The sequence below is a fragment of the Streptomyces sp. MGP-BFMKR1 genome (assembly GCF_057766585.1).
The window spans coordinates 2,081,092-2,105,125 of sequence record NZ_CM173408.1; the positions used below are offsets into that span (position 1 = coordinate 2,081,092).

Sequence of the window (24,034 nt, forward strand, 5' to 3'; positions counted from 1 at the left end):
TCATCGTCGGCCATCGCACCGCGGGGCGTTGCGGGGTGTGGGTGGCCCGCCCGTTCACGCGTGGGCGTGTGGGCGTGTGGGGCGTGTGGGCACACGCAGTGCGGGGGCGGATCGAGCGTCGATCCGCCCCCGCACTGGTCGGCGGTGCACGGGACAGGCCCGTGACGTGCGTCGGCCCGGCGGTTCACGGAACCGTCGGGCCGACGTGTACGTGCTGGGGAGAACCTCAGATGCGGAACTGGGCGGCTGCGGCCTTGTCCGTGGCGCGGTAGCCCTCCGTCGCGTCGTCCAGGGCGCGCGCGATCTGGTGCAGCGTGCTGGTCAGCTCGTTGACCGAGGTGTTCCACTGCGTCTGGGTCTCGTGGAAGGCGATCTGCGCGTCACCCTCCCACGTCGAGACGACGCGCTCCACGCGCCGGTGCAGCTCGTCGAGTTCGGTCTTCAACGTGTTCGCGGTCGTACGGACGTCATTGGCGGCCGTGGTCACGGTCTCGTACGTAACGAGCAGGGACATCGTCTCTCCTTGGGTCAGATCGAAGGAATGGTGGTCGTCAGGCCATGTCGAGAATGCGACTCTGGCCGCCGCCCTCGCCGCCCTGCATGTTCTTGAACTTCTGCAACTGGTCCAGTTCCTGCTGCGAGAAACCGTCACGGCTCATCTTCATCGCCTGCTCGATGAGCACCAGCAACTCGCGAATCTTGCGGGCATGCAGGTTGACCCCACTCTGAAGCTGGTTGTACGCCCCCGCGGCCGAGCCCTTCCAACCGCTCTCGATCCGGTCCACCACACCGTTCAGCGACCGGATCTTGTTTTCCAGCGAGCTTTCCATCAGGTCCAGGTCGTTGATGAGCTGCGTGAGCTCGGCCTCGGTTACCTTCAGATTTCCGGCCATGACGTGTTTCCCTCCGTTTTTCGTACGCTGAGTCGTGCTGGTCGGTCAATGCATGCTTGAGCGAGGCTGGCGCCGTCGCAGATAGAAGACGGCCCCACCAATGACTGCCATGCCGGCGCCCGTTCCCAGCACCGGCCACAGAAGACCGGATCCCCCACCTCCGCCCTCGCTCCCGCCGCTGGCCGCGACTCCCTTAGCAGCGCGCTGCGCGTCCTCGGAGTCCGAGCCCTTTCCGCTGTCCGGAGACGATTCGGAAGGCGCAGCAGACGGCTGGTGCGTGGGTTTCGCCTGTTCCTTTTCCTTAGGCAGCAACGGGTTGACGTCGGGATCACCCGGATCGCCCTTGCCGTCAATCAGCACCTGCCCCGGCCGGATGATCCCGTACCCGATGTACTTACTGGGCACCTTCCCCTCCGGCTTACTCGCGGTCTGCATCATCACGCGGAGGACCTGGTTGTTCGTCCAGGTGGGGTGCTTGGACCAGATGAGGGCGGCAGAGGCGGAGGCTAGGGCGGTGGCGGGGCTGGTGCCACGATTCCTGCACAACCCTTGGCCGCTTTTGCATCGCGCCGGAATGTCCACGCCAGGCGCCGCCAGCGTCACTTGCGGCCCGTGGGTGGAGAACTTAGCCACCTTCCCAGACTGGTCAACCGCTCCTACGCCCACCACTCCTGGGAAGGTCGAGGGGTATCCGGGAATGTTACTCGTTGCGCCATCATTGCCTGTCCCTGCGAAAACCAGCAATCCTTTCTTTCTGGCGTAGTCGACAGCAGCCTTGAGCTCTCGCATCTGTCGATCAAGCGAACCCGTTGCTGTCTGCGACAGGTTGATAATGCGCGCACCATTATCTGCCGCATATCTAATGGCGCGAGCCCAGATTTCACCCGAGCCGCCAACTGTGAAGTCCCTATAGCCAGTTTGGAGGGACATGATCCTCGCCCCTGGAGCTAGGCCCTGCACGCCGCCTGGGCTTTCAGCGCCCGCGATCAATGCAGCCATCGCCGTCCCATGGCTGCGTCCGTCACCACCTCCCGGCGGTGGCGTGCTAGCGAAATTTTTCTCATCTACCACCCGCCCACGCAACTCAGGGACGGGATCCACGCCTGAATCGACGACGGCAACCGTAACCCCCTGCCCCGTGCTCACTGACCACAACTCTTCAGCGCTCATCGCGTCAAGGTGCCACTGACGGTTCCGAAATTCGTCGGCAGTTGCGGGCGGCGCCACCCAGACAACCACAAGCCCTAAGAGGGTGAGTGCGTGGAGTATGCCTCGTCGCCAGCAGTCCAGCGGAAACGGCATGGGTGCTCATTCTCCTGGTAACTCGGTATGGGACGAGCTATTCAACGATTGGCGGGACGGTGTCGCGCGCCAAGGGCCAATCCTCACCTTCGTCACCTCGTTCGGGACGAGGTGTTTGACGGGCCCCTGGTTGCGCTGCCGGTGTAGCACCCGATCCTCGAACCAGCCCACTCCCGCCAGGCGTGAAGCCCGCATTGCGTGGTGAGCCCATGCGCCGCGCCGCAGCCGTGCCACCCGGTTCGATGGCCAGTCCTTGTCGATTCCTGCCGCCGTCTGTCCCCCTCATCCCTCCGGCGTTCCCGACTGGCATCCCACCGGCCGCCCCAGGTAGCGGACCCCTGGCTGACCCGCTCCGCTCCTCGCCTGTAACTCCTCCTCGTGGACCGCCCGTTGTCGTGGGGGCGATCGAGCCAGGCGCTTGCGGGCCGTAGCTCCGTCGTCCCGCCGCAGGATTGTCACTCGTTGGGAGCCCTCCAGCAGGCGGAATACTGCCGGGCATGGCCCCTCGCATAGAGGGCGCACGCCCCTCTCCTACAACCACCCCGCGTGGCAATCGAGAGCTACTCGGCAGATCGCTCGCGTTGCGGGGGCGGCCACCTGAAACTCCCGGCACATCGGACAGCCGTTGATTCTTTGCTCGAGTGGCTGGACGCTGCTGATGGACCAGGCCGTCAGAAGGCACACGCGGAACAGCCTTTCCAGCCTGATCAGGCAGGTTGGGCGTGTGTAGGCCAGGGGTAGGCGTGATGCGAGCGGGCGTGGTAGGCAAACCCTGCTCTGGAAGCTTCGAAGCCTCCACGGGCACGGGAACGTGTGGCGGCGAGTCGCGTGCAGGAGGGGACAGCTTGTCCATCCCGTCGAGACTCATCTCTACAGGCCCCCCTAAGTGCTCACCGGCCCTCACGCCATGAGCAACCGCACCGTCAGCGCGTCCACTCACATCTGCCGTCAAGGCAGGTTGACGGTGAACAGCCGCTATGCCGGACGGTGCCTGCCCGGCGGGGACCGCCTCAGGTCCGTATGGCGCCTCGGGATCAAAAACCGCGCCGTCGAGCGGCAACTCCTTGAACTCCGGCTCCCGCTCAGCCGCAATGTCCTCCTTGGCCGCCCGGTAGTACGAAGAAAGCCGCTCCATCTGATGGATGGCCTGTTGCAGCTTGGTCGTCCCGTCAGCGATGTGCGCCTTGTCCGCGTCCGGATCCCCGTGCGCCTTCTCCGCATCAACAGGCTTTGGAACGGCCGCCTTTGCCTCGGTCAACGCTTGTCCCGCGTTGACCATGTGGTTACCGACGGCGCCTGTGAACTCTCCTAATCGCATGACCTCCAAGGCGAAGTGGTGAGACCACTCGCGGAAGCTGTCGGCACCTTGGCCGTGCCACTCAACACGCGTCGCGTGGCTCCGTAGGTAGTTGCCGACCTCTGTGATCTTCGGGGCCGCGTCGCTGAGCGCGTTCCCCGCGTTCGCCAGCTTGGCTGGATCTGAGCCCGCCAGCATCGCGTGCAGGCTCTCAAGGGACTGACCCTCGAACTCCCCGTTCCCCATGCCCCCTCTTTCCGCTACCTGAAGTCCGAGCCGGAACCGCCGGTCTCGCCGCTCCCTGCCTCCACCGGCCCCGTTCCCTGGTCGGCAGGCTGGCCCTGCTTCGTCGCCGGGTACTCCTCACGCGCACGACGCTGGATCTCACGCAGCCGCGCGGCCTGTTTCGCGTCGATGCTGTCGTAGCCGCGGTCCGCGATCTGCACCGCGATGCCGAGCGCCTCCAGCTGGTCCCCCAAGGTCTGGGAGAACTTCTCCAGCCGCCCGTGCACCTTGTCGTACATGCTCGCGAGATCGTCCGCGGCGCTGAAGCCCGTTCCGTAGGCCGCGCGCGTGATGGTCTGGTCGCCGATCTTGCTCTTCGCTGCCGGAGACGACTCCAGGTCAAGGAGGATCTTGTCGATCTTCCCCTTGAAGTAGCTCAGCGTCTCGGCTTCGCGCGCGAGGTCAGCTCCACCTCGCCTGCCGCCTACGTCGCGGCCACCGTTCTGGTCTTGTTCGCCCATCTCACTCCGCCTCCCCGTACGGCGCAGATGACTTCGAGTGCCACTCTAACCACTCGGAGCGACGTCGCGCGCAGCGATATGTGACCACGCCAACGATTACTGGCCGTTGAGCGCACCCCCACGTAGCGCCAAGCCACCCCGTCCCCTGACGGGCGGTCCGAAATGCCCTCGCGCGAGCGATTAGTGGCGTCGATACGAGGGGCCCATCCCCGGCCGACCGGTCCTTGGGCCGCCGGCTCCGGCGCAGCGGAGGAATCCGCGCGCGTAGACAACAGGAAGGGGGCGTACGCCAGTTGGCGTACGCCCCCTCAGCTCGTACAGGCAGAGCTACCCGGGACTCGTCAGGGACCGAAGGCCATGATGAGCTTCTCCTTCTCCTCGTCGCCGGTCAGGCGCTCGGAGGCCAGGTAGAAACGGCCGCGCTCGTCGAAGACGCGGCGCGTGCGGTAGAAGCCGTTCTCCGCCTCCCTGGTCGCCGCGGGCAGTTGGAGCACCGTCTTCTGCGGCTTGCCGCCGCTCGGGGAGATGCTGACGATCGTGCCGGCCTTGTCGTACGTGGGCTGCTGATAGGCGATCAGGTTCTTACCGTCCATACGCAACGGGGACATCATGCGCCCGTCGGTCTTCGACTCCCATTTCTTCTTTCCGGTGTTGAGGTCGAAGGCGTGAATCTCGGTGGTGAGCCCGGAGGAACTGCTCTTACCCAACGCGGTGGGCAGGAAGAACGTGTCATCCGAGGCAACGACGCCCTGGCAGGAACCCATACTCGAGCCGAAGATGCTCATGCCGCAGTCCGGCTGGTAATTCTGTCCGCCGAGGTCGAGGGCGGAACGCTCCTTGCCGCCCTCCTTGACGGCGATGAGGCCGCCCGACTTCCGGTCCTTGTTGACGAGGTGGATGACCACCGGACTGGTGGAGTAGATCTTCGCCACCTCGTACCCCTTGCGCACGGGGTACGTCCACGCGACCTTTCCGGTCGCCGGGTCCACCTTCTGCAGTTTGGCGGTGCCGTCATTGCAGGAGTACGCGCGCAGTAGGGCCTTGCCGCCCGCCCAGCCCTTGACGGAGCACGCTGCGGTGAGTTCCTGGACCGGAAGCGGGTTGCCGTCCTTGACGCTCACCAGGGCGGAGCCGCCGAACCAGGACAGGCCCACCGCGTCGCCGCTCTGGGCCATGCCCAGGCTGTTGTATCCCCCGCCGAACATCCCGCCCTCGGGCGCCGGCTTGTCCCAGAGTTTCTTTCCCGCCTTGAGGTCGATGAGCGCGAGCTGACTGCATTCGTCCTTCTTGCGCCCCTCGTACGCGACGACGACCTTTCCGTCGTCATTAGCGGTGGTCGGGGCGGCGCACACCGTCTTCGGCAGCGGAATGTTCCACTTTTCCGCGCCACTGTTGTCGTACGCGACGATCTTGGTCTGTACGGCCTTCACCACGTAGTCGTCCAGGACCCAGAATCCGGGCACGTCCTCGCCACTGCGCGTCACCTTGGGGGCGGGCGCCTGGAAGAGGACCTTCGCCTCGCCGTCCTGGCGGATCTCGTTCGGGTCGAGTTCCTCTTCCTCAGGGGTCGCGGATTCCTCGGGCGCCTTGGTCGGCTCCGTCGACTCCTTTTCCCTGGGCTCGGTGCTCTGCTTGGCCTTGGGCTCCTTGTCGCCGTCGTCGCCGCCCACCACGGCCCACACGCCGCCGCCCGCCGCCAGTACGACCGCCACCGTGGCCGCGACGATGATCGCCGTGCGCTTCTTACGCTGACCGCCCTGACCGCCGCCCGGGCCCCCCGGCATTCCGGGCCCACCCGACCCGGGCGCGCCGTAGGGCGGCTGGCCCGCCGGCGGATAGCCGTACTGGGGCTGCTGGGCGTACGGGTTGGGCTGCGTCGGGTGCTGCGCGTACGCACCGGCGCCGCCCCATGCCGGCGGAGGCGTCGGCGCACCAGGCGGAGCCGGCGGGGGCGTCGGCGGGGCATGCGGCGCGGCCGGCGGGACGTGCGGTTGCTGGGGTGCGCCAAAGCCGCCCGGTGACGGTTCCTGCGGCGCACCGAAGCCACCGGGTGGCTGGTTTGGGGGCTGTGGCGGCTGCGACATGGGCGCCTACCTCTTTACGCGGACCCGCCGACCGGTCGGCCTCCTCCCGCAATTCGGATGATCTTTCCCCCGAAAAGGAGCGAACCGGTCGCGGAGCCCGTCACGCAATGACTAATCGAGCGGGGGTTCTTTCTACCATTACCAGCCAAGAATGCCTTGACGAGGTAGCAGACCACGGATCTTGGTGATAGTGCGCCGCTTGATCATCGGACTCGCTATTCACTTCCGTAGCGGGCTCGCGCACGGGGCACGGGGCACGGGGGTCAGCCTGCCGTGCGGCGTTCGGCGCGGCGACGCCGGTCGCGGAGGATGACCGCCGTACCGGCGATGACCGCGACGGTCACGGCCGTCGCGCCGAGCGCGTACGTGGCCAGTCGCTCGCGCCGCTCCTGTGGCGTCTCGCCGAGCGTGAGCCGCGCCGGCTCCGGGGCGCTCTGCCGGCCTGGGGCCCTGTCCGGCGCGGGCGTCGAGATCGGGCTGACCCTGCCGCCGAGGGCTCGTACGGGGTCGACGACGCCCCAACCGACGTTGTTGTCGCGGCCGTTGATCGACCGGTTGGCGGTCTGCTTGATCCAGGCGACGACCTCGCGCTCCTTCCAGCTCGGGTATTTGGCGCGCAGCAACGCGGCGACGCCGGCTACGTACGGCGCGGAGAAGCTGGTGCCGTTGTCCACGCACTGACCGTTTCCGGGCACGGTCGAGACGATGTCCACGCCCGGCGCCGCGACGCCGACGAAGTCGCCGCGCTGGGAGAACGGGGCGCGTTCGTTGTTGCGGTCGGAGGACGCCACGGCCAACACGCCCGTGTAGGCCGCCGGATAGGTTTCCTTCACCTTGTTGTCGAGGCCGTCGTTACCCGCCGACGCCACGACGACGATGTCCCTTTGCCGCGCTCTTTCCACTGCCATCGCCAGATCGGAATGGTGCGAGAGCGGCTTGGCCGTATCCTGCGAGATGTTGATGACCCGGGCGCCCTCGGCGATGGCGTGCTCGATGGCCACCACCATGGTCTTCGTCGTGCCCGTGCCCTTCTCGTCGTTCTGCCGGATCGGAATGATGGTCGATTCCGGCGCGAGACCGACGAAGCCCGTGCCCCGTCGCGGGCGGGCGGCGATGATGCCCGCGACCTTCGTGCCGTGTCCCACGGCGTCCGCCGTCGGGTCCTTGCGCTTTCCCTTGCTCACCAGGTCGAGCCCGCTCCCGTCGTCAACCGCTGGCGCCAACTGCGGATTGGCGTCGTCCACCCCGGTGTCGATCACCGCGACTTTCACGCCCTCGCCCCTGGTCTCCTGCCACAGCTCGTCGAGTACGACGCGCTGGAGCGCCCACGGGCGAGCGGCGAACTGCTTCTTCATCGGGTACGTGCACTCGCCGCCGCCGTTCGGAGTGAGGCCGATGTCCCGCGCGGGGCCAGCGGGCTCACGGTCGGCCACCGAGTGAGCCCGGCCGCCTGGTGCGGGTGCCCCCGCCCCGGCCGTCGCCCCGCTGGCGGGAGATGCCGCGCCGAGGCTCGTCAGCAGCGCGGCGGCCGACAGTGCCACCGACCGGGTTGCCTGGTGCGTCGTCCACATCGTCGTTCGTCCCTCTCCCGTGTTCCCGTTCCTACGCCCCGGAGCGCGACGCGCCGCGCCCCGTCGGCGCGTGAGCCCCCCGCCCCGACGCTCGCGCCCCACCGCGGCCCCGTGCCCCGTGCCCCGTGCCCCGTGCCCCGTGCCCCGTGCCCCGTGCCCCCGGCGAGGATCACCGCTCCGTGCTCCGTGCTCCGTGCTCCGTGCTCCGTGCTCCGTGCTCCGTGCTCCGTGCTCCGTGCTCCCGGGCAGGGTCGCCGCCCCGTACGCCGTGGCTACGCTCCCTGTGGCTGCCGGGCCGCGGTGGTGTCCAGGCGGGGGCCCTTGGCCAGGAAGGACGACCACTCGATGGGCACACGGGCCGGCTTGACGTCCCGGTAGCCGAGGCGGATGCGCGCCTGGTCGACCTCGCGCTGGCTCTCCTCGTCCGCCTTCTTCGGTTTGCCGTCCGTGCCGATCACGCTCTCCTCGGAGCTGCTGTCGTTGTTCGTCTGCACCGCGTAGCGCAGCCCCGTGTCGGTCACCAGGAAGAGCGAGCCGGAGCTGGACTGGTGGCCGCGGATCTCGCGGTAGAGCAGCCCGGTGCCCGGCGTGACGTAGGTGGTGCTGCCGCCCTCCGCGATCGTCGCGGGAAAGCCCTGGCCGGCCCAGGTGCTCAGCTTCGTGGTGCCGTTGGCCTTCACGTCGCGCAGGACGCTGCACACCGTGTCGCGGGCTGACTCGCCGCCGAGCGAGTTGACCTGCACCGCCTTCGCCTGTGGCCACGCGCGGTCGCCGTAGAACGCGTCTTCGGCGCCCTCGGGCGAGAACGCCTGCGCGTCGACGTCCCTGGCCTGTCCGGCCTGGTTCAGGCGGTCCGTCTCGGGCGAGCTGAGGAGTAGTTCGGCGGTGAAGTCCGAGACGGGGAGCACCTTGCCGGGGAGCACGACGTAGTGCTGGGGCCCGGTGCCGGTCTTCGCCCGCAGCACCATGCCCACGCGCCCCTCCTCCTCGCTGAGCCCGTCGATGCCCGCGTCAGCGGCGACGGTGCCCGGAAGGTGCGGGAAGGTGATCGGGGTGCCGTCGCGCAGCGTTTTCAGCCAGTCGTCGGTGACGCTCTGCGGGTGGGCGGACCTGTTGCCGACCAGGGTGCGCAGCAACAGCTTGTCGTACGCGGAGCCGTAGTCCTTCGAACGCTGGCGCCAGTCGGGGCCGCCGATCAGGTACTTGGAGCCCTTGCCGTCCACCAGGTAGCGCGCCCCGTCCTGGGCCCGTACGTACATCACCTGGCCGCCGCGCAGCCGCTCCGTACCCTCCACCTTCGACGTCTCGCGGTCGGCCAGGACGAACGTCGCCTTCTGCACCGTGCTGCCGCGACCGCCCGGCTGCTCGCACACCGCCCAGCGCTTGGCCTTGCCCGCGTCGCCCGCGTCGGGCAGTCGGTCGGGGGCGTAGGGGATGCCGATGGTGGGGCCGTGCGGGATCTTCCCGTTGTCCAGCACCTTCTCGTCGACCTTGATGACCTTGCCCTTGTCGGGATTGAGCAGGAGTTTGGCCGAGGAGAGGTTGAGGACGGGGTGGAGTTGGGCCTTGCCGTTGGTCTCCAGGACCACGTACCGGGTGGTGGAGTCGCTGCCGATGATGACGTTCGTCTTCGGCTCGTCCCAGCCCTTCGGGGCTTTGGGCTTGAACATGCCCCACGCGCCGAATCCGGCCAGGATCAGGGCGCCGACGATGGCCCCGGGCAGTACGGCGCGCAGCGCACGGGGCGCGCCCTCCTCCGTGCCCGCGGGCGTGGGCTGCAAGAAGGCAGCGACCACGCGTTTCTTGGCGAAGGTGTACGCGTTGAGCTCGTCCCGCCGTGATGCCATGGCCTCAGTTCCTCCCCCAGGCTGAAACGGTGCTGGCCGTGCGGCGCACCCGCGTTCGGGCGCCGCTGTCAGACCGGCCCCCTACTATGCCGGTAAGCGTTCGGTGCGTGACGCTCGGGTCACTCCGCGCAAGGTCGGGGGCCCCGGACTTGGGCGCGGGGGCGCTACGGTCTACGGTCAGTGTGCGCACGACAGCGGGGTGTGTGGGGCACGGGGCGGCAGAGCGACCGGGGCGGCAGCCTGCGGTGGCGCGGCGTGAGGGGGCGTACGACATGACGCGCATGGCCGGTGGGCGCTTACGGGCGCTCCGATCGCCTCGGCAACGCGTCGGTACCGCAAGCGACATGACGGGGCGCCGCCGTGTGACGCGCCTCGAGCGGGGTGGGAGCCACGGACGGGGCGGGAGCCGGGGGCGTGACCTCGGTCGGGCGCCGGGCCGGGGCCGGGATCGGAGCCGAGGGCGGAGCTGGGGACGATGACGGGAACAGCGGTCACGGGCGGGGCGACGGGGGCCGGGACGACCACCGCGGGAGCGCGGGGCCAGGGGCCCGGCGCGCCGGCGGGGCCGGGCGCGGTGACGACGGCCGTGCCGCGCAAGGCGGCGCGGACGGGCGGGTTCAGCGCCTTTCCGCTGCGCCAACTCGTGCTCGTGGAGATCGCCGCCGCCGTGCTGCTCGTGGCCTGGGTCGTCGACGCGCTGCTGGTGGTGCCCGCCGCGGCCGTCGCCGCCGTGTTGGTGCTGGTCGCCGTGGTGCGCCGGCGTCGACGTTCGCTGCCGGAGTGGCTGGCGACCGCGCGGGGGCTGCGGCAGCGCACGCGGCGGGCGGCTGCGGCGCGCGTTCCGGCGGGCACCGACCCCGGGCTCGCGCCGGTCCTGGAATGCGAGCCGGCGCTGCGCACGTACTCCTTCACCGGCCGTTCGCGGCGGGACGTGGGCATGATCGGGGACGGCACGTTCCTGACGGCCGTGTTACGCGTGGAGGCCGCTGACGCCGGCCTGCGGCCGGCGGGTGGCGAACGCCCGCTGCCGCTCGAGTTGTTGCGCGAGGCCATGGACGTGGACGGCATACGGCTGGAGTCAGCCCAGGTCGTGCAGCACACCCAGCCGGCTCCCGCGCCCCATCTGCCACAGCAGGCGGCGGCCATGCGCAACTACGGCCCCTTGCAGGCCCAGTCGGGCGCGCCCGCGCTGCGCGTGACCTGGGTCGCGCTGAAGCTCGACCCGGAGCTGTGCCCGGAGGCGGTCGCCGCCAGGGGCGGTGGGCTGGGTGGGGCGCAGCGGAGCCTGTCGCGCGCCGCCGACCAGTTGGCCAGCCGTCTGATAGGCGCCGGCTTCCGGGCGGAGGTGCTCTCCGAGGCGGAGCTGATCGCGGCCGTGGCCGCCGCCGCGTGCGCCAACCCGATCGCCGCCGCGTCCGGCGGCTCGTCGGGCGGGCCGGCGCGGCGCACCGTGGAGACCTCCCGTACCTGGCGCTGTGACGACCGCCGACACACCACGTACTGGGTCGGCCGGTGGCCCCAGTTGGGGGCCAGCGCGACGCCGCTGGCTCGCCTGGTGTCGCTGCTGACGGCCGTGCCGGTGCTGGCGACGACGTTCAGCCTGACCCTCGCGCGGGGCGGCAGCCGGGAGGTCGTCCTCAGTGGGCACGTACGGATCACGGGGCGCAGCGACGACGAACTGGTGGGCGCCCGGCGCGCGTTGGAGCGTACGGCGCGCGAGGCCAAGGCCGGCCTGGTTCGACTGGACCGTGAGCAGGTGCCCGGCGTGCTGGCCACCCTGCCGCTTGGGGGGACCCGCTGATGAGTACACCGCCATCCACGCCCGGAGCCTCGGGCTACCCGCCGGGCGCTGCCGGTCCGTACCCCGGGGCGCCCGCGGCAGGGGGCGTGGCCCCGAACGCCTTCGGCGCCCCCGGCGCTTCGAGGGGCGCCGGGGCGCCCGGGCCCGTGCATGCGCCGGGAGGCGCTGGCGGCCCGGCCCCCACCGGCGCCGGGGCGGTTAGTGGGCAGGGCGGGCCGGCACCGGCCGCGCCCGGCCCGGCGTCCGGGGCACCGTACGGTCACCCTGGCCCGGGCCCCCGTGCTACGCCCGCGCCCGCCGGGCCCGGCACGCTCGCCCTGGGCCAGCGCGTGCCCGCCTCGCCACCGGGGCCCACCCCGCCGGTGCCCGCGCCAGCGGGAGGCGGCGCGCCTGGCGGCGGGGCAACGGCCGGGGTGCGGCGTGGCGTTCGGGCCAGGTTCGGCTTCGGGCTGATCGGCCCGCGCCGCGACCGACATGTGCTGCGGGCCAGTCAACTGTCGGCGCTGTCGCTGCCGATCGGCGATGACGGCGTGGTGGTCGGGGTCGACCAGCAGCAGCGCCCCGTCACACTCGCGCTCAGTCGCCCGGCCCCGTATGACGTCGTGCTCGTGGGCGGGTTGTGGACCGCGCAGGCCCTGGCGTTGCGGGCGGCGGGCACGGGCCTGCGGGTGGCCGTGGAGACGGGGCGTGCCCAGTCCTGGGGCCCGCTGGTGCAGGCCGCCGGTGGCGGTCACCCCTGCATGGTGACGCACGAGGTGGGCCGGGTGGCTCCGCAGGGGCCGTCGGTGCGCGGCCCCGTGCTGGTCGTGCGCGACTGCGGGATGCGCCCGCCACGGGGACGGGTGACGTCGACGCCCTGGCAGTCGGTCCTGACGTTGCTGCCCTACGTCAGTCCGGTGGCCCCGCGCCTGCTCGAGCATGCCGATCTGGTGGGTATTCAACGGGTTTCCCCTGATGAGGCCAGTGCGGTGGGTCGAGTGCTGGCGCTCCCGCAGGCGGATGTGAACGCGCTGTCGTCGCTGCCCGACGAGGTAACTCTGTGGTGTACGCGGCGTTCACGGCAGTACGTCACGATACGGGCGACAGATATCGAAACGGCACTCCTGGGCACTCCGCGCCGCGTGGACTGACGCCCCTGGACGTCGAGTCCGCGCACCAGCGAGGCTGACGGGGCGCAACCGGCCCGGGTGCTACGAGGCCGCCGGGCCCGGATCGCACGGGGCGCGGGGGCCGCGATCGCCGCACAAACACCGCCGGTTCTCCTCGCGTGAACCGAGGCCAGGGGGCGGGCCTGCCGTTGTTGCGCTCATGGTGATTAGTCTTGGTGCGGAGTGCGGAGAACCCGATTGAGGTGGCTCCGCGTCCCCATGGGGGAAAGCCGAGCGGTAGTGCGACGGGAACGGTCGGCCCGCCGGAAAATTCGAGGGTGCTCGACCACACCAGCAGGAGGCATTGTGAGCAGCGATCGGGACGAGATCCGCACGGGCGGAACCAACCCGGGCGAGGATCAGTCCGACGCGGACGCCGAGCACACGGGCGAGTTCACTATCGACTACACCCCGCCTGCCTGGTACACGCAGAACGCTGCCTCCTCTTCGCCTTCCTCTTCGTCGTCGCCTTCCTCGGCGTTCGCCTCGTCCACACCGCCGCCTCCGCCGTCGAGTTCGGCTTCCGCCTCGTCGTGGCCGCCCATCCCGTCGGCGCCCGCGACGCCTCCGGCAGCCGGCGGTCACGACGCGGCCTCCGACTCCGCCACTCCCCCACCGCCCACCGGGAGCCCCGTGGCGGTGCCGGGTCTCCCCGCGCCGGACGCGTACCAATCCTCGTGGGCACCACCCGCGGTGACACCGAAGGTCGACGTGTCGGCGCCGCCGTCGGCGGATGAGACCGGTTCAACCGGCGCATCGGGCACCGGAGCCGCGTCCGGATCCGCTTCCACTTCGGATTCCGGTTCGGTTTCCGCTTCGCCTTCCGGCGCGGTGCTCGACAAGGAGGGCCCCGACACGGGCGGCAGCGCGGCGCGCGATGCCACGGGCGCGGACGCGAAGGCGGACGCGACCGCGGATGGCGACGGAGCGGGTACCGACGCCGCGCAGTCGGACGACGCGGATGCCACGCCCGCGGGTGCCGCTGAGTCGTCGGCCGACGCCCACGGCGGCACACGGGGCGAGGCGGACGGCGCGGCCGATGCCGGCGCCGTGACGACCAGCGAGCCGGGTACGGGCGGGGGACCCGCCGCGACGGAGCACGGCCAGAGCCCCTCCACGGTGCGCTTCTCCACCGCCTCGCTCCAGCGCGACATGGACGAGATCGCCGCCCGCGAGAACGCCGATCGCGCGGACGGGCCCACGGCTGACGCACCGAACTCGCCCAGCGGGCAGGAGTCGTCCGCCGGCGCGCGGCCCGAAGCCGCCCCCGGTGCCGGCTCCACGCCCGGCGCCGCCGGCCCCGGCACCATGCGGTTCTCCACCGCGGCGATGCAGCGCGAGGCGGCGGAGCGCGGGGCGAGCGACAGCGTGGCTGCCTCGTCCGACGCCGCCGGGGCGGATGCCGCGCGCCAGGCCGGCGCCGGGGCGCCGTCCGACGCCGCGTCACCGAGCGTCCCGGCGCCCGCCACACCGTCGTACGCGCCCGACGCCCAGCCCGCGACGGCCTGGCCGCCGGCTGCTCCGCAGTCCGGCCTGCCGCCGCTGCCGCCGAACTTCGAGCCGGCCGCGCCGCCGCCCGCCGATCAGTCCGGCCCCACGGCACACGGCGCCGCCGGCCCCGCCGCGTCGCCGCCGCTGGGTACGCCGTGGGGCGCGGGCCAACCCGCTCCGCACGCGGGCGACGCCCCCGGGCAGGGACCGGCCGCGTCGGACGGAGCCGCCGCATCGGGCGCGGCGCCCGCCGCCGCGCCGGTGCCGCAGCAGAGCGGTCCGTGGGCGCCGCCCACACCGCACGCACAACCCCAGCCCGGCCTCGCGCCGCCGCCCGGACAGCAGCACCAGGCCCCCAACGCGGTGCCGCAGCAAGGCGGTTACGGCTACCCGCAGCAGGGCGGCGGCCCCGGCGCGGCAGCGCCGTTCCCCGGCGCCCAGCCGTCCGACGCCCAGCCCGCCGCCGGCGGCGGGCACGCACCGTCCGCGCAGCACACGCCAGGCGGCCCCGTCCACGACCCGAGGAGCGGCGCACCCGGCCAGGTGGCCGCCCCGGGCCCGCAGGCCGGCAGCGCCCCCGCGCCCGCGCAGGCGGCAGCCCACGGGCAACCCGGCCCCGCCGCCCCGTCCGGCTACGGTTACCCGCTGGCCGCCCCGGCTCCGGCCCCAGGCGCGGCGAGCGGCGCTGAGCAGCAGCAGGCGGCCCCGGCCGCCGCTCAACCGGGCGCGGCACCGGGCGGCTACGGCTTCCCGCAGTCCGGGGCGTCGGGCGCGGCCCCCGCGCCCGGCGGCCAGGGCGCCGTGCCGCCGGCCGGGTACGGGTTCCCGCAGCCCACCTCGCCCGCTCCCGAGCAGGGGCAGCCCGGCCAGCAGGCGCAGCACGGCGCGCCCGGCCCGTACGCGGGGCAGCAGGCGGCACCCGCGCCGGGGCACGGGGCCGCGCAACCGCACGGGGCCGGCCCCGTGGACCCGCGCTCCGGGGAGTGGCCCACCGCGCCGGCCGACCAACGCGCGCGCACGGGGCACGGGGCCGGCGCCCCGCTCGGCTACACCGCGGCCGTCGAGCTCTCCTCCGACCGTCTGCTGCGCGCCAAGCAGAAGCCCAAGAAGCAGGGCGGGGCGGCGTCGCGGTTCAAGTTGGGTGGCAAGAAGGAAGAGGCGGAGCGGCAGCGGAAGCTGGAACTCATCCGTACGCCGGTGCTGTCCTGCTACCGGATCGCGGTCATCAGCCTCAAGGGCGGCGTCGGCAAGACCACGACGACCACGGCGCTCGGCGCGACGCTCTCCACGGAGCGGCAGGACAAGGTCATCGCCATCGACGCCAACCCGGACGCCGGCACGCTCGGCCGCCGCGTCCGTCGCGAGACCGGGGCGACCATCCGCGACCTGGTCACGGCCATCCCGTACCTGAACAGCTACATGGACATCCGGCGGTTCACCTCGCAGGCCCCGTCGGGTCTGGAGATCCTCGCCAACGACGTGGACCCGGCGGTCTCGACGACCTTCAACGACGAGGACTACCGCCGCGTCATCGACGTGCTCGGCAAGCAGTACCCGATCATCCTCACCGACTCCGGCACCGGCCTGCTCTACAGCGCCATGCGCGGCGTCCTCGACCTCGCGCACCAGCTCATCATCATCTCCACGCCGTCGGTCGACGGCGCGAGCAGCGCGAGCACCACGCTCGACTGGCTTTCCGCGCACGGCTACGCCGATCTCGTGTCGCGCAGCATCACCGTCATCTCCGGCGTCCGCGAGACCGGAAAGATGATCAAGGTCGAGGACATCGTGTCGCACTTCGAGACGCGCTGCCGCGGCGTGGTCGTGGTGCCGTTCGACGAGCACCTGGCGGCGGGCGCCGAGGTCGATCTGACGATGATGCGGCCCAAGACCCGTGAGGCGTACTTCAACCTGTCCGCGCTGGTCGCCGAGGACTTCACCCGGGCCCAGCAGGAGCAGGGCCTGTGGACGACGGACGGCAGCGCCGCCCAGCCCCCGCACGTGGCCCCGCCGATGCCGGGCCAGCAGGGCGCTCCCCCCGCCGCGGGGTACCCGGCGCAGCAGCAGGCGCCCGGCTACGGGCAGCAGCCCGGCGACCCGTACGGCCAGCCGCAGCAGGGCCCCGGCGGGGCGGCGTACCCACAGCACCAGGGCTACCCGCAGCAACCGGGCCCGCAGCAGGGACAGAGCTGGCAGCAGCAGCCCCCGCCGCCCCAGCCCGACCCGCAGGGGCAGGCCGGCCAGTACGGGGCACAGCAGACCGCCCAGCCCGCTCCACAGGGGCAGCAGCCGGGGCAGCCCGGGCAGGCTCCGTACGGGTACGGCTATCCCCTGCCCGGCCAACCCGGCGCGCACCAGCAGGCGGGCCAGGACAACCAGCAGGGCGCCGGCCAGGGCGGCTGGCCTCAGCCGCCGGCGCCGCCGCAGCAGTAGGCAGCGGACCGTACGACGGCGGGGCCCGCACCGTCCGCCCGGACACCCTTATGTCCGAGCGCTACGGTGCGGGCCCCGCCGTGCGCGACTCCGCTCGTGGGCGCCCGGTGCCGTTGCGCTCCGGGCGCCGGCGCCACGGAGCAGGCCGCGCGCCGGGGCTTGCACGCTCCGCCTCAGGCCGCGCGACCCTGCCGTCGTCGAGCGTCCCTCGTGCCGCCCCCGGGTCGGCGCTCCGTCCGGCTCCGGGCCGCTGGCCGGGACGCTGTCCGGCTCAGGACCGCTGGGCGCCGTCGTGGGCGGCCACCAGTTCCCGGGCGCGCCGCACGTCGACGGCCATGCGCTCCAACAGCGCGTCGATGGTCGCGAACTTCTCCTGCCCCCGCAGGTAGGCGAGGAAGTCGACCTCCACGTGGAGCCCGTACAGGTCGAGCCCCACCCGGTCGATCGCGTACGCCTCCACCGTCCGCTCCGTGCCGTCGAACTGCGGGTTGGTGCCGACCGAGATGGCCGCCGGCATCACCTCCCCGTTCGCCGTGAGCCAGCCGGCGTAGACGCCGTCGGCCGGGATGGCCGTGTGCGGCAGGGTCTCCAGGTTGGCGGTGGGATAGCCCAGCTCGCGCCCGCGCTGTGCGCCCCGTACGACGACGCCCTCCACCCGGTGTGGGCGACCCAGCACCTCCATGGCGCCCGCCACGTCACCCTCGGCGACGAGCTTGCGGGTCAGCGTCGACGAGAACGGCTCGCCGCCCCCCGCCTCGCCCCGTTCGTAGAGGTCGACGATCTCGACCTCGTAGTCGTAGGTGCGGCCGAGTTCCTTGAGCGTCTCCACGTTGCCGGCGGCCTTGTGCCCGAAGCGGAAGTTCGGGCCCTCCACGACCACCTTCGCGCGCAACTTGTCCACGAGCACCTTCACCACGAACTCGCTCGGTGGGAGCTTCGAGAACTCCATCGTGAACGGCAGGATCAGCACCGCGTCCACCCCCAGCTCCGCCATCAGCTCGGCGCGCCGGTGGTGCGGAGCCAGCAGCGGTGGGTGGCTGCCGGGGCGTACGACCTCGCTCGGGTGCGGGTCGAAGGTCACCACCACCGCGGGTACGCCGAGCTCGCGCGCCCGCGCCACGGCCCGACCAATGATCAACTGGTGCCCGCGGTGCACGCCGTCGTACGAGCCGATGGTGACCACGCTGCGTCCCCCAGACCCAAAGAATGCAGCCTCGGGGATGTCCTCCAAGCCACGCCAGCGTTGCACTGTGCCCGCTCCTCACCCGAACTCTTGTCTGTCCAATGACGCAGGTCTAAGACTGCCATGCCCACGTCCCGACCCCGCCATCACCCACCCGTCCCCGCACGCCCCGACCCCACCCCACTGCGGGCCGCTCGTCAGCGCCCCGTGCCCCGTGCGCCGCGCCCCGTGCTCCGTGGCCCAATCCGGATTTCGCTCCGTGCTCCGTGCTCCGTCTCGGATTCCGCCCCGTGCCCCGTGCCCCGTGCCCCGTGCCCCGTGCCCCGTGCCCCGTGCCCCCGGGCAGGATCGCCGCTCCGTGCTCCGTCCCGGCCTCCGCTCCACGCCTGCGCTCCGTGCCGCGCCGCCAGCCCCTCGACCGGCGAGGACGGGCGGAACTCATGCAAGACGCCCTCAGCCACGAAGCCTCCGCACGGCGACGCCGCGAAACAGGCGCGAGACAGACACAGCGCGGCACGGAGACGTACCCGTAGGCAGAACTGCTCCCGTCGACGGGCAGCGCGAAGCCGCCGACCCCGTCACGGGACGGGGCCGACGGCTGGGGTGCCTGGTGGCGGCGGCGTACGGCGGCACGGGGCCACCGCACGGCCTCGCGGCGAGGCGGCTGCTAGGCGAAGACCGCCAGGCTCTTGGCCTTGCCGTCCCGTTCCTCGATGAGCGCGAGGAATCGGCCGTCGGGGTCGAAGACCGCGACGGGGCCCTCGACGCCGAGCCCGGGGCCGTTGAGGCGGACGCCGTTGCCCAGGAGGCGGGCCTGTTCGGCACTGACGTCCCAGCGGGGGAAGGCCGCCGCCGCGGCGTCGGCGATCGGGAGCACCGTCAGCGACCCCTCGAGCTCCTCCAGGGAGTGCGCCCCGTCCAGGCCGTAGGGGCCGACCCGGGTGCGACGCAGCGCGGTGAGGTGGCCCCCGGTGCCGAGGTCGGTGCCCAGGTCGCGGGCGAGCGCGCGGATGTACGTGCCCGAGGAGCACACCACCGTGACGTCGAGGTCCACGACGCGCGCGCCGTCGGCGGCGACCGCCTCGCGCACCTCGTGCACGTCGAAGGTCGAGACCGTGACGGGGCGGGCCGGGATCTCGAACTCCTCGCCCTCCCGCACCCGCGAGTACGACCGCTTGCCGTCGATCTTGATGGCGCTGACCTTGGACGGGACCTGCTGGATGTCGCCGGTCAGCTTGGCCACGCCGGCGTCGATGGCCGCCCGCTCCAGGCCGTCGACGCTGGCGGACGCGGTGATCTCGCCCTCGGCGTCGTCGGTGACGGTGCTCTGGCCGAGCCTGATCGTCGCCGCGTACTCCTTCTCGGTGAGCGCCAGGTGGCCGAGGAGGCGGGTCGCCTTCTCCACGCCGATGACCAGCACGCCGGTCGCCATGGGATCGAGCGTCCCGGCGTGTCCGACCCGGCGCGTCCCCGCGAAGCGGCGCAGCTTGGCCACGACGTCGTGCGAGGTGAAGCCGGCCGGCTTGTCCACGATCACCAGTCCGTCCGGACCGGTTCCCTTGCGCTTCATGCCTGTGTGGTGCCCTCGCTGCCGGTCTCGGGCTCGGTGGCCTCGTCGTCCTCGTCCGGCTTGCGGTACGGGTCGGCGTCGCCGGCGTACGCGGCGCCCTCGGACGCCTCGCGTACCTGCGCGTCGGCCGCCTTCGCCTTGGCGAGCAGGTCGTCGATGGTGCGGGCGTTGTCGGGCAGCGCGTCCGGGACGAACGTCAGGGTGGGGGTGAAACGGACGCCGGTCTGGCGGCCCACCTCGGAGCGCAGCACGCCCTTGGCGCTCTCCAGCGCCGCGGCCGACGCGGTCCGCTCCTCCTCGTCGCCGAAGACCGTGTAGAAGACAGTCGCCTCCCGCAGGTCACCGGTGACCCGGGTGTCCGTGATCGTCACGTAGCCCAGCCGCGGGTCCTTGATGCGTCGCTGCAGGGTCTCCGCGACCACGACCCGGATGCGGTCAGCCAGCTTGCGTGCCCGCGCGGTGTCGGTCATGCGTCTTCTTCTCTCTTCTTCGGTTCACGTATCAAGTCGTCGGACGCGGCGCCGTGGCGCCCCGCGCCGTCGCGGGACCACCGCCAGCCGTGGCCCCGCCCGCGGCCCGCCACGGGGCCGCGGAGAGGTCGGGCGGCGCCCCGTCGGCACGGTCAGTCGTCGTCGCCGTGGTACCGCCGTCGGACTGACAGCAGCTCCACTTCGGGGCGAGCGGCGACCCAGCGTTCGCACCGGTCGAGCACGTCCGCGAGGTGCCCCGTGTCCCCGGAGACCGCCGCCAGGCCGATCTCGGCCCTGCGGTAGAGGTCCTGGTCGCCGACCTCCGCCACGCTCACCGCGTACTTGCGGTAGAGCTCGGCGACGATCGGTCGGACGACGGAGCGCTTCTCCTTCAACGACCGTACGTCGCCGAGGAGCAGATCGAAGGACAAGGTCCCTACATACATGTCTGTCCGGTTAACCCGCCGGTTCGGGGTAGCTCCCCGCCACTGCTTGGCAGGGACACCAGAACCGTACACGCAACGGCCGAGGCCGATCGACGGGATTTCCCCTCCCCCGCTGTCACCAGCGGCGGAGGGGGCCCGGCCGACCGGCCCCGGACCGTTACGGGTCAGACGAGATCAGCCGCGCGGCTTCTCCCGCATCTCGTACGTCGCGATGACGTCGTCGACCTTGATGTCGTTGAAGTTGCCGAGGTTGATACCACCCTCGAACCCTTCGCGGATCTCGGTGACGTCGTCCTTGAAGCGGCGCAGGCCCTCGATGTTGAGGTTCTCCGCCACGACCTTGCCGTCGCGCAGCAGGCGTGCCTTGGTGTTGCGCTTGACCTCGCCGGAGCGGATGAGGACACCGGCGATGTTGCCGAGCTTGGAGGAGCGGAAGACCTCGCGGATCTCCGCCGTGCCGAGCTCGACCTCTTCGTACTCCGGCTTGAGCATGCCCTTGAGGGCCGCCTCGATCTCCTCGATCACCTGGTAGATGACCGAGTAGTACCGGACGTCGACACCCTCGCGCTCGGCCGCCGACGTGGCGCGGCCTTCGGCCCGCACGTTGAAGCCGATGACGATGGCGTCCGAACCCGCCGCCAGGTCGATGTCGGTCTCGGTGACCGCACCCACACCGCGGTGCAGGATGCGCAGGTCCACCTCTTCGCCGACGTCGAGCTGGAGCAGCGAGGACTCCAGGGCCTCGACCGAACCGGACGCGTCGCCCTTGATGATGAGGTTGAGCTGCTGCACCTCGCCGGCCTTGAGCACCTTGTCCAGGTCCTCCAGGGAGACCCGGCGGGTGCGCTTGGCGAACGCGGCGTTGCGCTCGCGGGCCGCACGCTTCTCGGCGATCTGCCGAGCCGTCCGGTCCTCGTCGACAACCAGGAAGTTGTCGCCCGCGCCCGGCACGTTGGTCAGACCGAGCACCAGGACCGGGGTCGAGGGGCCGGCCTCTTCGAGCTGGGCGCCGGTGTCGTCGAGCATCGCCCGGACCCTGCCGTACGCGTCGCCCGCCACCATCGTGTCGCCGACCCGCAGCGTGCCGCGCTGGACCAGCACGGTGGCCACGGCGCCACGGCCGCGGTCGAGGTGGGCCTCGATCGCGATGCCCTGCGCGTCCTGCTCCGCGTTGGCGCGCAGGTCGAGCGAGGCGTCGGCGGTGAGGACGACCGCCTCCAGGAGCTGGTCGATGTTCAGACCCTGGCGCGCGGAGATGTCGACGAACATGGTGTCGCCGCCGTACTCCTCGGCCACCAGACCGAACTCGGTGAGCTGACCGCGCACCTTGGTCGGGTCGGCACCCTCGACGTCGATCTTGTTCACCGCGACCACGATCGGCACGTCGGCCGCCTTGGCGTGGTTGAGCGCCTCGATCGTCTGCGGCATCACACCGTCGTTGGCGGCCACCACGAGGATCGCGATGTCCGTCGACTTCGCACCACGGGCACGCATGGCGGTGAATGCCTCGTGACCCGGGGTGTCGATGAAGGTGATCTTGCGCTCTTCGTTGTTGACCTCGGTCGAGACCTGGTACGCACCGATGTGCTGGGTGATGCCACCGGCCTCGCCCGCGACCACGTTGGTCTTGCGGATCGCGTCGAGCAGTCGCGTCTTACCGTGGTCGACGTGACCCATGACGGTCACCACCGGCGGACGCGCGACGAGCATGTCCTCGCCGCCCTCGTTCTCGCCGAACTCGATGTCGAAGGACTCGAGCAGCTCGCGGTCCTCCTCCTCCGGGCTGACGATCTCGACGTTGTAGTTCATCTCGTCGGCGAGGAGCTGAAGCGTCTCGTCGGAGACCGACTGGGTCGCGGTGACCATCTCGCCGAGGTTGAGCATCACGGCGACGAGCGACGCCGGGTTGGCGTTGATCTTCTCCGCGAAGTCGGTGAGCGAGGCACCACGCGACAGGCGGACGGTCTGTCCGTTGCCGCGCGGCAGCATCACGCCGCCGACCGACGGGGCCTGCATGGCCTCGTACTCCTGGCGCCGCTGCCGCTTCGACTTGCGACCACGACGCGCCGGACCACCGGGACGGCCGAACGCGCCCTGCGTGCCACCACGTGCACCCGGACCACCGGGACGACCACCGAAGCCGGGACGGCCACCGAAGCCGCCGCCACCGCCACCGGGACGACCGGCGAAGCCACCGCCGCCACCGGGACGACCGCCGCCACCGCCACCACCGGGACGACCGGCGAAACCGCCGCCGCCACCGGGACGACCAGCGCCACCGCCACCACCGGGGCGACCAGCGCCACCGGGGCCGCGACCGCCGCCACCCGGGCCCGGACGCGGACCCGCGGCCGGACGCTGCGGCATCATGCCGGGGTTCGGACGGTTACCGCCGGGGCCACCAGGGCCGCCACCGGGACGCGGGGCGCCGCCGGGGCCGCTCTGCGGACGGGGCATCGAGCCGGGGCTCGGACGGGCGCCGCTCGGACCGGGACGCGGGCCGGCGTGACCGCCCTGGCCGCCACCCTGCGGACGCGGACCACCCTGGCTCTGACCACCGGGGCCGGGCCGCGGGCCACCCGGACGGGGCGCCTGCGGGCGGGACATGCCGGTGCTGCCGCCGGAGGTGAAGGGGTTGTTCCCCGGACGCGGGCCGGAGGGACGCCCGCCCGGACGCGGGGCGCCACCCTGGCCGCCGGGACGCGGCGCGCCGGAGCGCCCGCCACCCTGACCCTGGCCGCCGCCCTGACCGGGCGTGGTGGGACGGGCGCTGGGACGCGGACCCGGCGTCGCGCCGGGCTTGGCGCCACTGGGCCTGGGCGATGCGGCCGGAGCCGCGGGGGGCGCGGTGAACTCGGGCTGCGCCGGCGCGGACGGCGCCGCCGGGGCGGGGCCGGGGCGCGGAGCCGGGGCCGGCGTCGGCGCCGGGCTCTTCGGGCCCGGAGTGGGGCGCGGACCCGGCGTGGGGGCCGCACCAGTGCCGCCCGCGGGACCGCTCGACGCCGGCTTGGGGCCGGGCGCCGGGGCCTTCGGGGCAGCGGGACGGGCCGCCTGCGGAGACGGCGCAGACGGCTTGGCGGGCGACGCCTTGCGCGGCGCCGCGGGCTTGCCAGCGGAACGGCCGGAACCGTTGCCCTGCTGGAAAGCGTCAGTCAACTTGCGCACAACCGGCGCCTCGATCGTCGAGGACGCTGAACGTACGAATTCACCGAGTTCAGTGAGCTTGGCCATGACGACCTTGCTCTCGACGCCGAACTCCTTAGCGAGTTCGTATACCCGGACCTTAGCCACATCGCTCCTTTTAGGTCCGGGGTTCACCGCCGGACCGTCGCTACTTCATGGGCGTACTCATCGCGTACTCATCGAGTGCTCATCGCAATCTCGACCTACTTCCAACTCGCGAGGTACCTGACCGCACGGTGTCCCGTGCCGTTCTTCCAACTCTTACGGTGTTACCTGCTCGACGTAGCTCCGCAAAGCGGTCGTGTCGAGCGGGCCCTGGGCCCGGAAGGCCCTGGGAAACGCCCGGCGGCGAACCGCCAGGTCGTGACAGACCAGTGTCGGGTGCACATACGCACCCCGGCCGGGCAGCGTACCGCGCTGATCGGGGACACAGTCGCCCTCGACCATCACGATGCGCAGTAGATCGCCCTTTTCCGCACGCTCCCGACATCCCACACAGGTTCGTTCAGGGCATGCGCTGACGCGCGTCCGGCCAGACACTGTTTTAGTCTACCTCCCCGCGTCGACCC

Annotated in this window: 17 protein-coding genes and 1 pseudogene; 4 read left to right on the forward strand and 14 right to left on the reverse strand. The window is 71.7% G+C overall.

Features of this window, described 5'->3' with window-relative positions; all coding sequences use genetic code 11:
• Positions 1-226 precede the first annotated feature (226 nt).
• The 7 genes from AC3CHW_RS07665 to eccB form a co-directional block, all read right to left on the reverse strand.
• Positions 227-514: a WXG100 family type VII secretion target gene (locus AC3CHW_RS07665; RefSeq protein WP_176164434.1), complete on the reverse strand. Its 288-nt coding sequence runs from the start codon at positions 512-514 to the stop codon at positions 227-229.
• Between the two features lie 37 nt (positions 515-551).
• Positions 552-893: a WXG100 family type VII secretion target gene (locus AC3CHW_RS07670; RefSeq protein ID WP_176164433.1), complete on the reverse strand. Its 342-nt coding sequence runs from the start codon at positions 891-893 to the stop codon at positions 552-554.
• 45 nt (positions 894-938) lie between these two features.
• Entirely contained in the window at positions 939-2,063 is a 1,125-nt protein-coding gene (locus tag AC3CHW_RS07675; RefSeq protein ID WP_488469979.1) for a S8 family serine peptidase, read from the reverse strand.
• 1,689 nt (positions 2,064-3,752) lie between these two features.
• Positions 3,753-4,238, reverse strand: a complete 486-nt coding sequence (locus AC3CHW_RS07680) for a DUF2563 family protein (RefSeq protein WP_488469980.1) — start codon at positions 4,236-4,238, stop codon at positions 3,753-3,755.
• A gap of 341 nt (positions 4,239-4,579) precedes the next feature.
• On the reverse strand, positions 4,580-6,022 hold the full coding sequence (locus AC3CHW_RS07685) for an outer membrane protein assembly factor BamB family protein (RefSeq protein WP_488469981.1): 1,443 nt from the start codon (positions 6,020-6,022) through the stop codon (positions 4,580-4,582).
• Between the two features lie 563 nt (positions 6,023-6,585).
• Positions 6,586-7,893, reverse strand: coding sequence for a type VII secretion-associated serine protease mycosin (gene mycP, locus AC3CHW_RS07690; protein ID WP_488469982.1), 1,308 nt, complete (start codon positions 7,891-7,893; stop codon positions 6,586-6,588).
• A gap of 272 nt (positions 7,894-8,165) precedes the next feature.
• Positions 8,166-9,740 carry a type VII secretion protein EccB gene (gene eccB / locus AC3CHW_RS07695; protein ID WP_488469983.1) on the reverse strand — a complete coding sequence of 525 codons (1,575 nt, stop codon included), beginning with the start codon at positions 9,738-9,740 and terminating at the stop codon, positions 8,166-8,168.
• Positions 9,741-10,215: 475 nt separating this feature from the next.
• Between eccB and eccE the strand changes: the two genes are divergently transcribed.
• The 3 genes and pseudogenes from eccE to AC3CHW_RS07710 all read left to right on the forward strand — a co-directional run.
• On the forward strand, positions 10,216-11,541 hold the full coding sequence (eccE, locus tag AC3CHW_RS07700; RefSeq protein ID WP_488469984.1) for a type VII secretion protein EccE: 1,326 nt from the start codon (positions 10,216-10,218) through the stop codon (positions 11,539-11,541).
• 317 nt (positions 11,542-11,858) lie between these two features.
• Complete coding sequence (locus AC3CHW_RS07705) at positions 11,859-12,671, forward strand: hypothetical protein (RefSeq protein WP_488470993.1); 813 nt, start codon at positions 11,859-11,861, stop codon at positions 12,669-12,671.
• Between the two features lie 237 nt (positions 12,672-12,908).
• Positions 12,909-13,070: pseudogene (locus AC3CHW_RS07710) on the forward strand (hypothetical protein); the annotation flags it as partial.
• Between the two features lie 23 nt (positions 13,071-13,093).
• On the opposite strand, the gene AC3CHW_RS07715 reads toward AC3CHW_RS07710, so the two are convergent.
• Positions 13,094-13,234, reverse strand: a complete 141-nt coding sequence (locus AC3CHW_RS07715; protein ID WP_449658150.1) for a hypothetical protein — start codon at positions 13,232-13,234, stop codon at positions 13,094-13,096.
• A 286-nt stretch (positions 13,235-13,520) separates the two neighbouring features.
• Here AC3CHW_RS07715 and AC3CHW_RS07720 point away from each other — a divergent pair, with 286 nt between their 5' ends.
• The gene (locus AC3CHW_RS07720) at positions 13,521-16,613 is read left to right on the forward strand and encodes a nucleotide-binding protein (RefSeq protein ID WP_488470994.1); all 3,093 of its coding nucleotides are present in this window, start codon (positions 13,521-13,523) and stop codon (positions 16,611-16,613) included.
• Positions 16,614-16,884: 271 nt separating this feature from the next.
• Here the strand turns inward: AC3CHW_RS07720 and AC3CHW_RS07725 are convergent, their stop codons facing one another.
• The 6 genes from AC3CHW_RS07725 to AC3CHW_RS07750 form a co-directional block, all read right to left on the reverse strand.
• A complete protein-coding gene (locus AC3CHW_RS07725) occupies positions 16,885-17,862 on the reverse strand; it encodes a bifunctional riboflavin kinase/FAD synthetase (RefSeq protein WP_488469985.1) in 978 nt (325 codons plus the stop codon).
• A 601-nt stretch (positions 17,863-18,463) separates the two neighbouring features.
• The gene (gene truB, locus AC3CHW_RS07730; RefSeq protein WP_488469986.1) at positions 18,464-19,366 is read right to left on the reverse strand and encodes a tRNA pseudouridine(55) synthase TruB; all 903 of its coding nucleotides are present in this window, start codon (positions 19,364-19,366) and stop codon (positions 18,464-18,466) included.
• On the reverse strand, positions 19,363-19,836 hold the full coding sequence (gene rbfA / locus AC3CHW_RS07735; RefSeq protein ID WP_398612163.1) for a 30S ribosome-binding factor RbfA: 474 nt from the start codon (positions 19,834-19,836) through the stop codon (positions 19,363-19,365). Before rbfA ends, truB begins: the two co-directional genes overlap by 4 nt.
• A gap of 152 nt (positions 19,837-19,988) precedes the next feature.
• Positions 19,989-20,282 carry a DUF503 domain-containing protein gene (locus AC3CHW_RS07740; RefSeq protein ID WP_176164422.1) on the reverse strand — a complete coding sequence of 98 codons (294 nt, stop codon included), beginning with the start codon at positions 20,280-20,282 and terminating at the stop codon, positions 19,989-19,991.
• A gap of 174 nt (positions 20,283-20,456) precedes the next feature.
• Complete coding sequence (gene infB, locus AC3CHW_RS07745) at positions 20,457-23,573, reverse strand: translation initiation factor IF-2 (protein WP_488469987.1); 3,117 nt, start codon at positions 23,571-23,573, stop codon at positions 20,457-20,459.
• Positions 23,574-23,726: 153 nt separating this feature from the next.
• Positions 23,727-24,005, reverse strand: coding sequence for a YlxR family protein (locus AC3CHW_RS07750; protein WP_387604835.1), 279 nt, complete (start codon positions 24,003-24,005; stop codon positions 23,727-23,729).
• Positions 24,006-24,034 lie beyond the last annotated feature (29 nt).

Bases quoted from the DNA above. Each gene is read 5' to 3' on its own strand.
- AC3CHW_RS07675 (WP_488469979.1), bottom strand. From the start codon at position 2,063: ATGAGCGCTGAAGAGTTGTGGTCAGTGAGCACGGGGCAGGGGGTTACG.
- rbfA (WP_398612163.1), bottom strand. From the start codon at position 19,836: ATGACCGACACCGCGCGGGCACGCAAGCTGGCTGACCGCATCCGGGTC.
- AC3CHW_RS07715 (WP_449658150.1), bottom strand. From the start codon at position 13,234: ATGGGCGGCCACGACGAGGCGGAAGCCGAACTCGACGGCGGAGGCGGC.
- truB (WP_488469986.1), bottom strand. From the start codon at position 19,366: ATGAAGCGCAAGGGAACCGGTCCGGACGGACTGGTGATCGTGGACAAG.
- eccB (WP_488469983.1), bottom strand. From the start codon at position 9,740: ATGGCATCACGGCGGGACGAGCTCAACGCGTACACCTTCGCCAAGAAA.
- AC3CHW_RS07680 (WP_488469980.1), bottom strand. From the start codon at position 4,238: ATGGGCGAACAAGACCAGAACGGTGGCCGCGACGTAGGCGGCAGGCGA.
- AC3CHW_RS07740 (WP_176164422.1), bottom strand. From the start codon at position 20,282: ATGTATGTAGGGACCTTGTCCTTCGATCTGCTCCTCGGCGACGTACGG.
- eccE (WP_488469984.1), top strand. From the start codon at position 10,216: ATGACGGGAACAGCGGTCACGGGCGGGGCGACGGGGGCCGGGACGACC.
- mycP (WP_488469982.1), bottom strand. From the start codon at position 7,893: ATGTGGACGACGCACCAGGCAACCCGGTCGGTGGCACTGTCGGCCGCC.
- AC3CHW_RS07685 (WP_488469981.1), bottom strand. From the start codon at position 6,022: ATGCCGGGGGGCCCGGGCGGCGGTCAGGGCGGTCAGCGTAAGAAGCGC.
- AC3CHW_RS07670 (WP_176164433.1), bottom strand. From the start codon at position 893: ATGGCCGGAAATCTGAAGGTAACCGAGGCCGAGCTCACGCAGCTCATC.
- AC3CHW_RS07665 (WP_176164434.1), bottom strand. From the start codon at position 514: ATGTCCCTGCTCGTTACGTACGAGACCGTGACCACGGCCGCCAATGAC.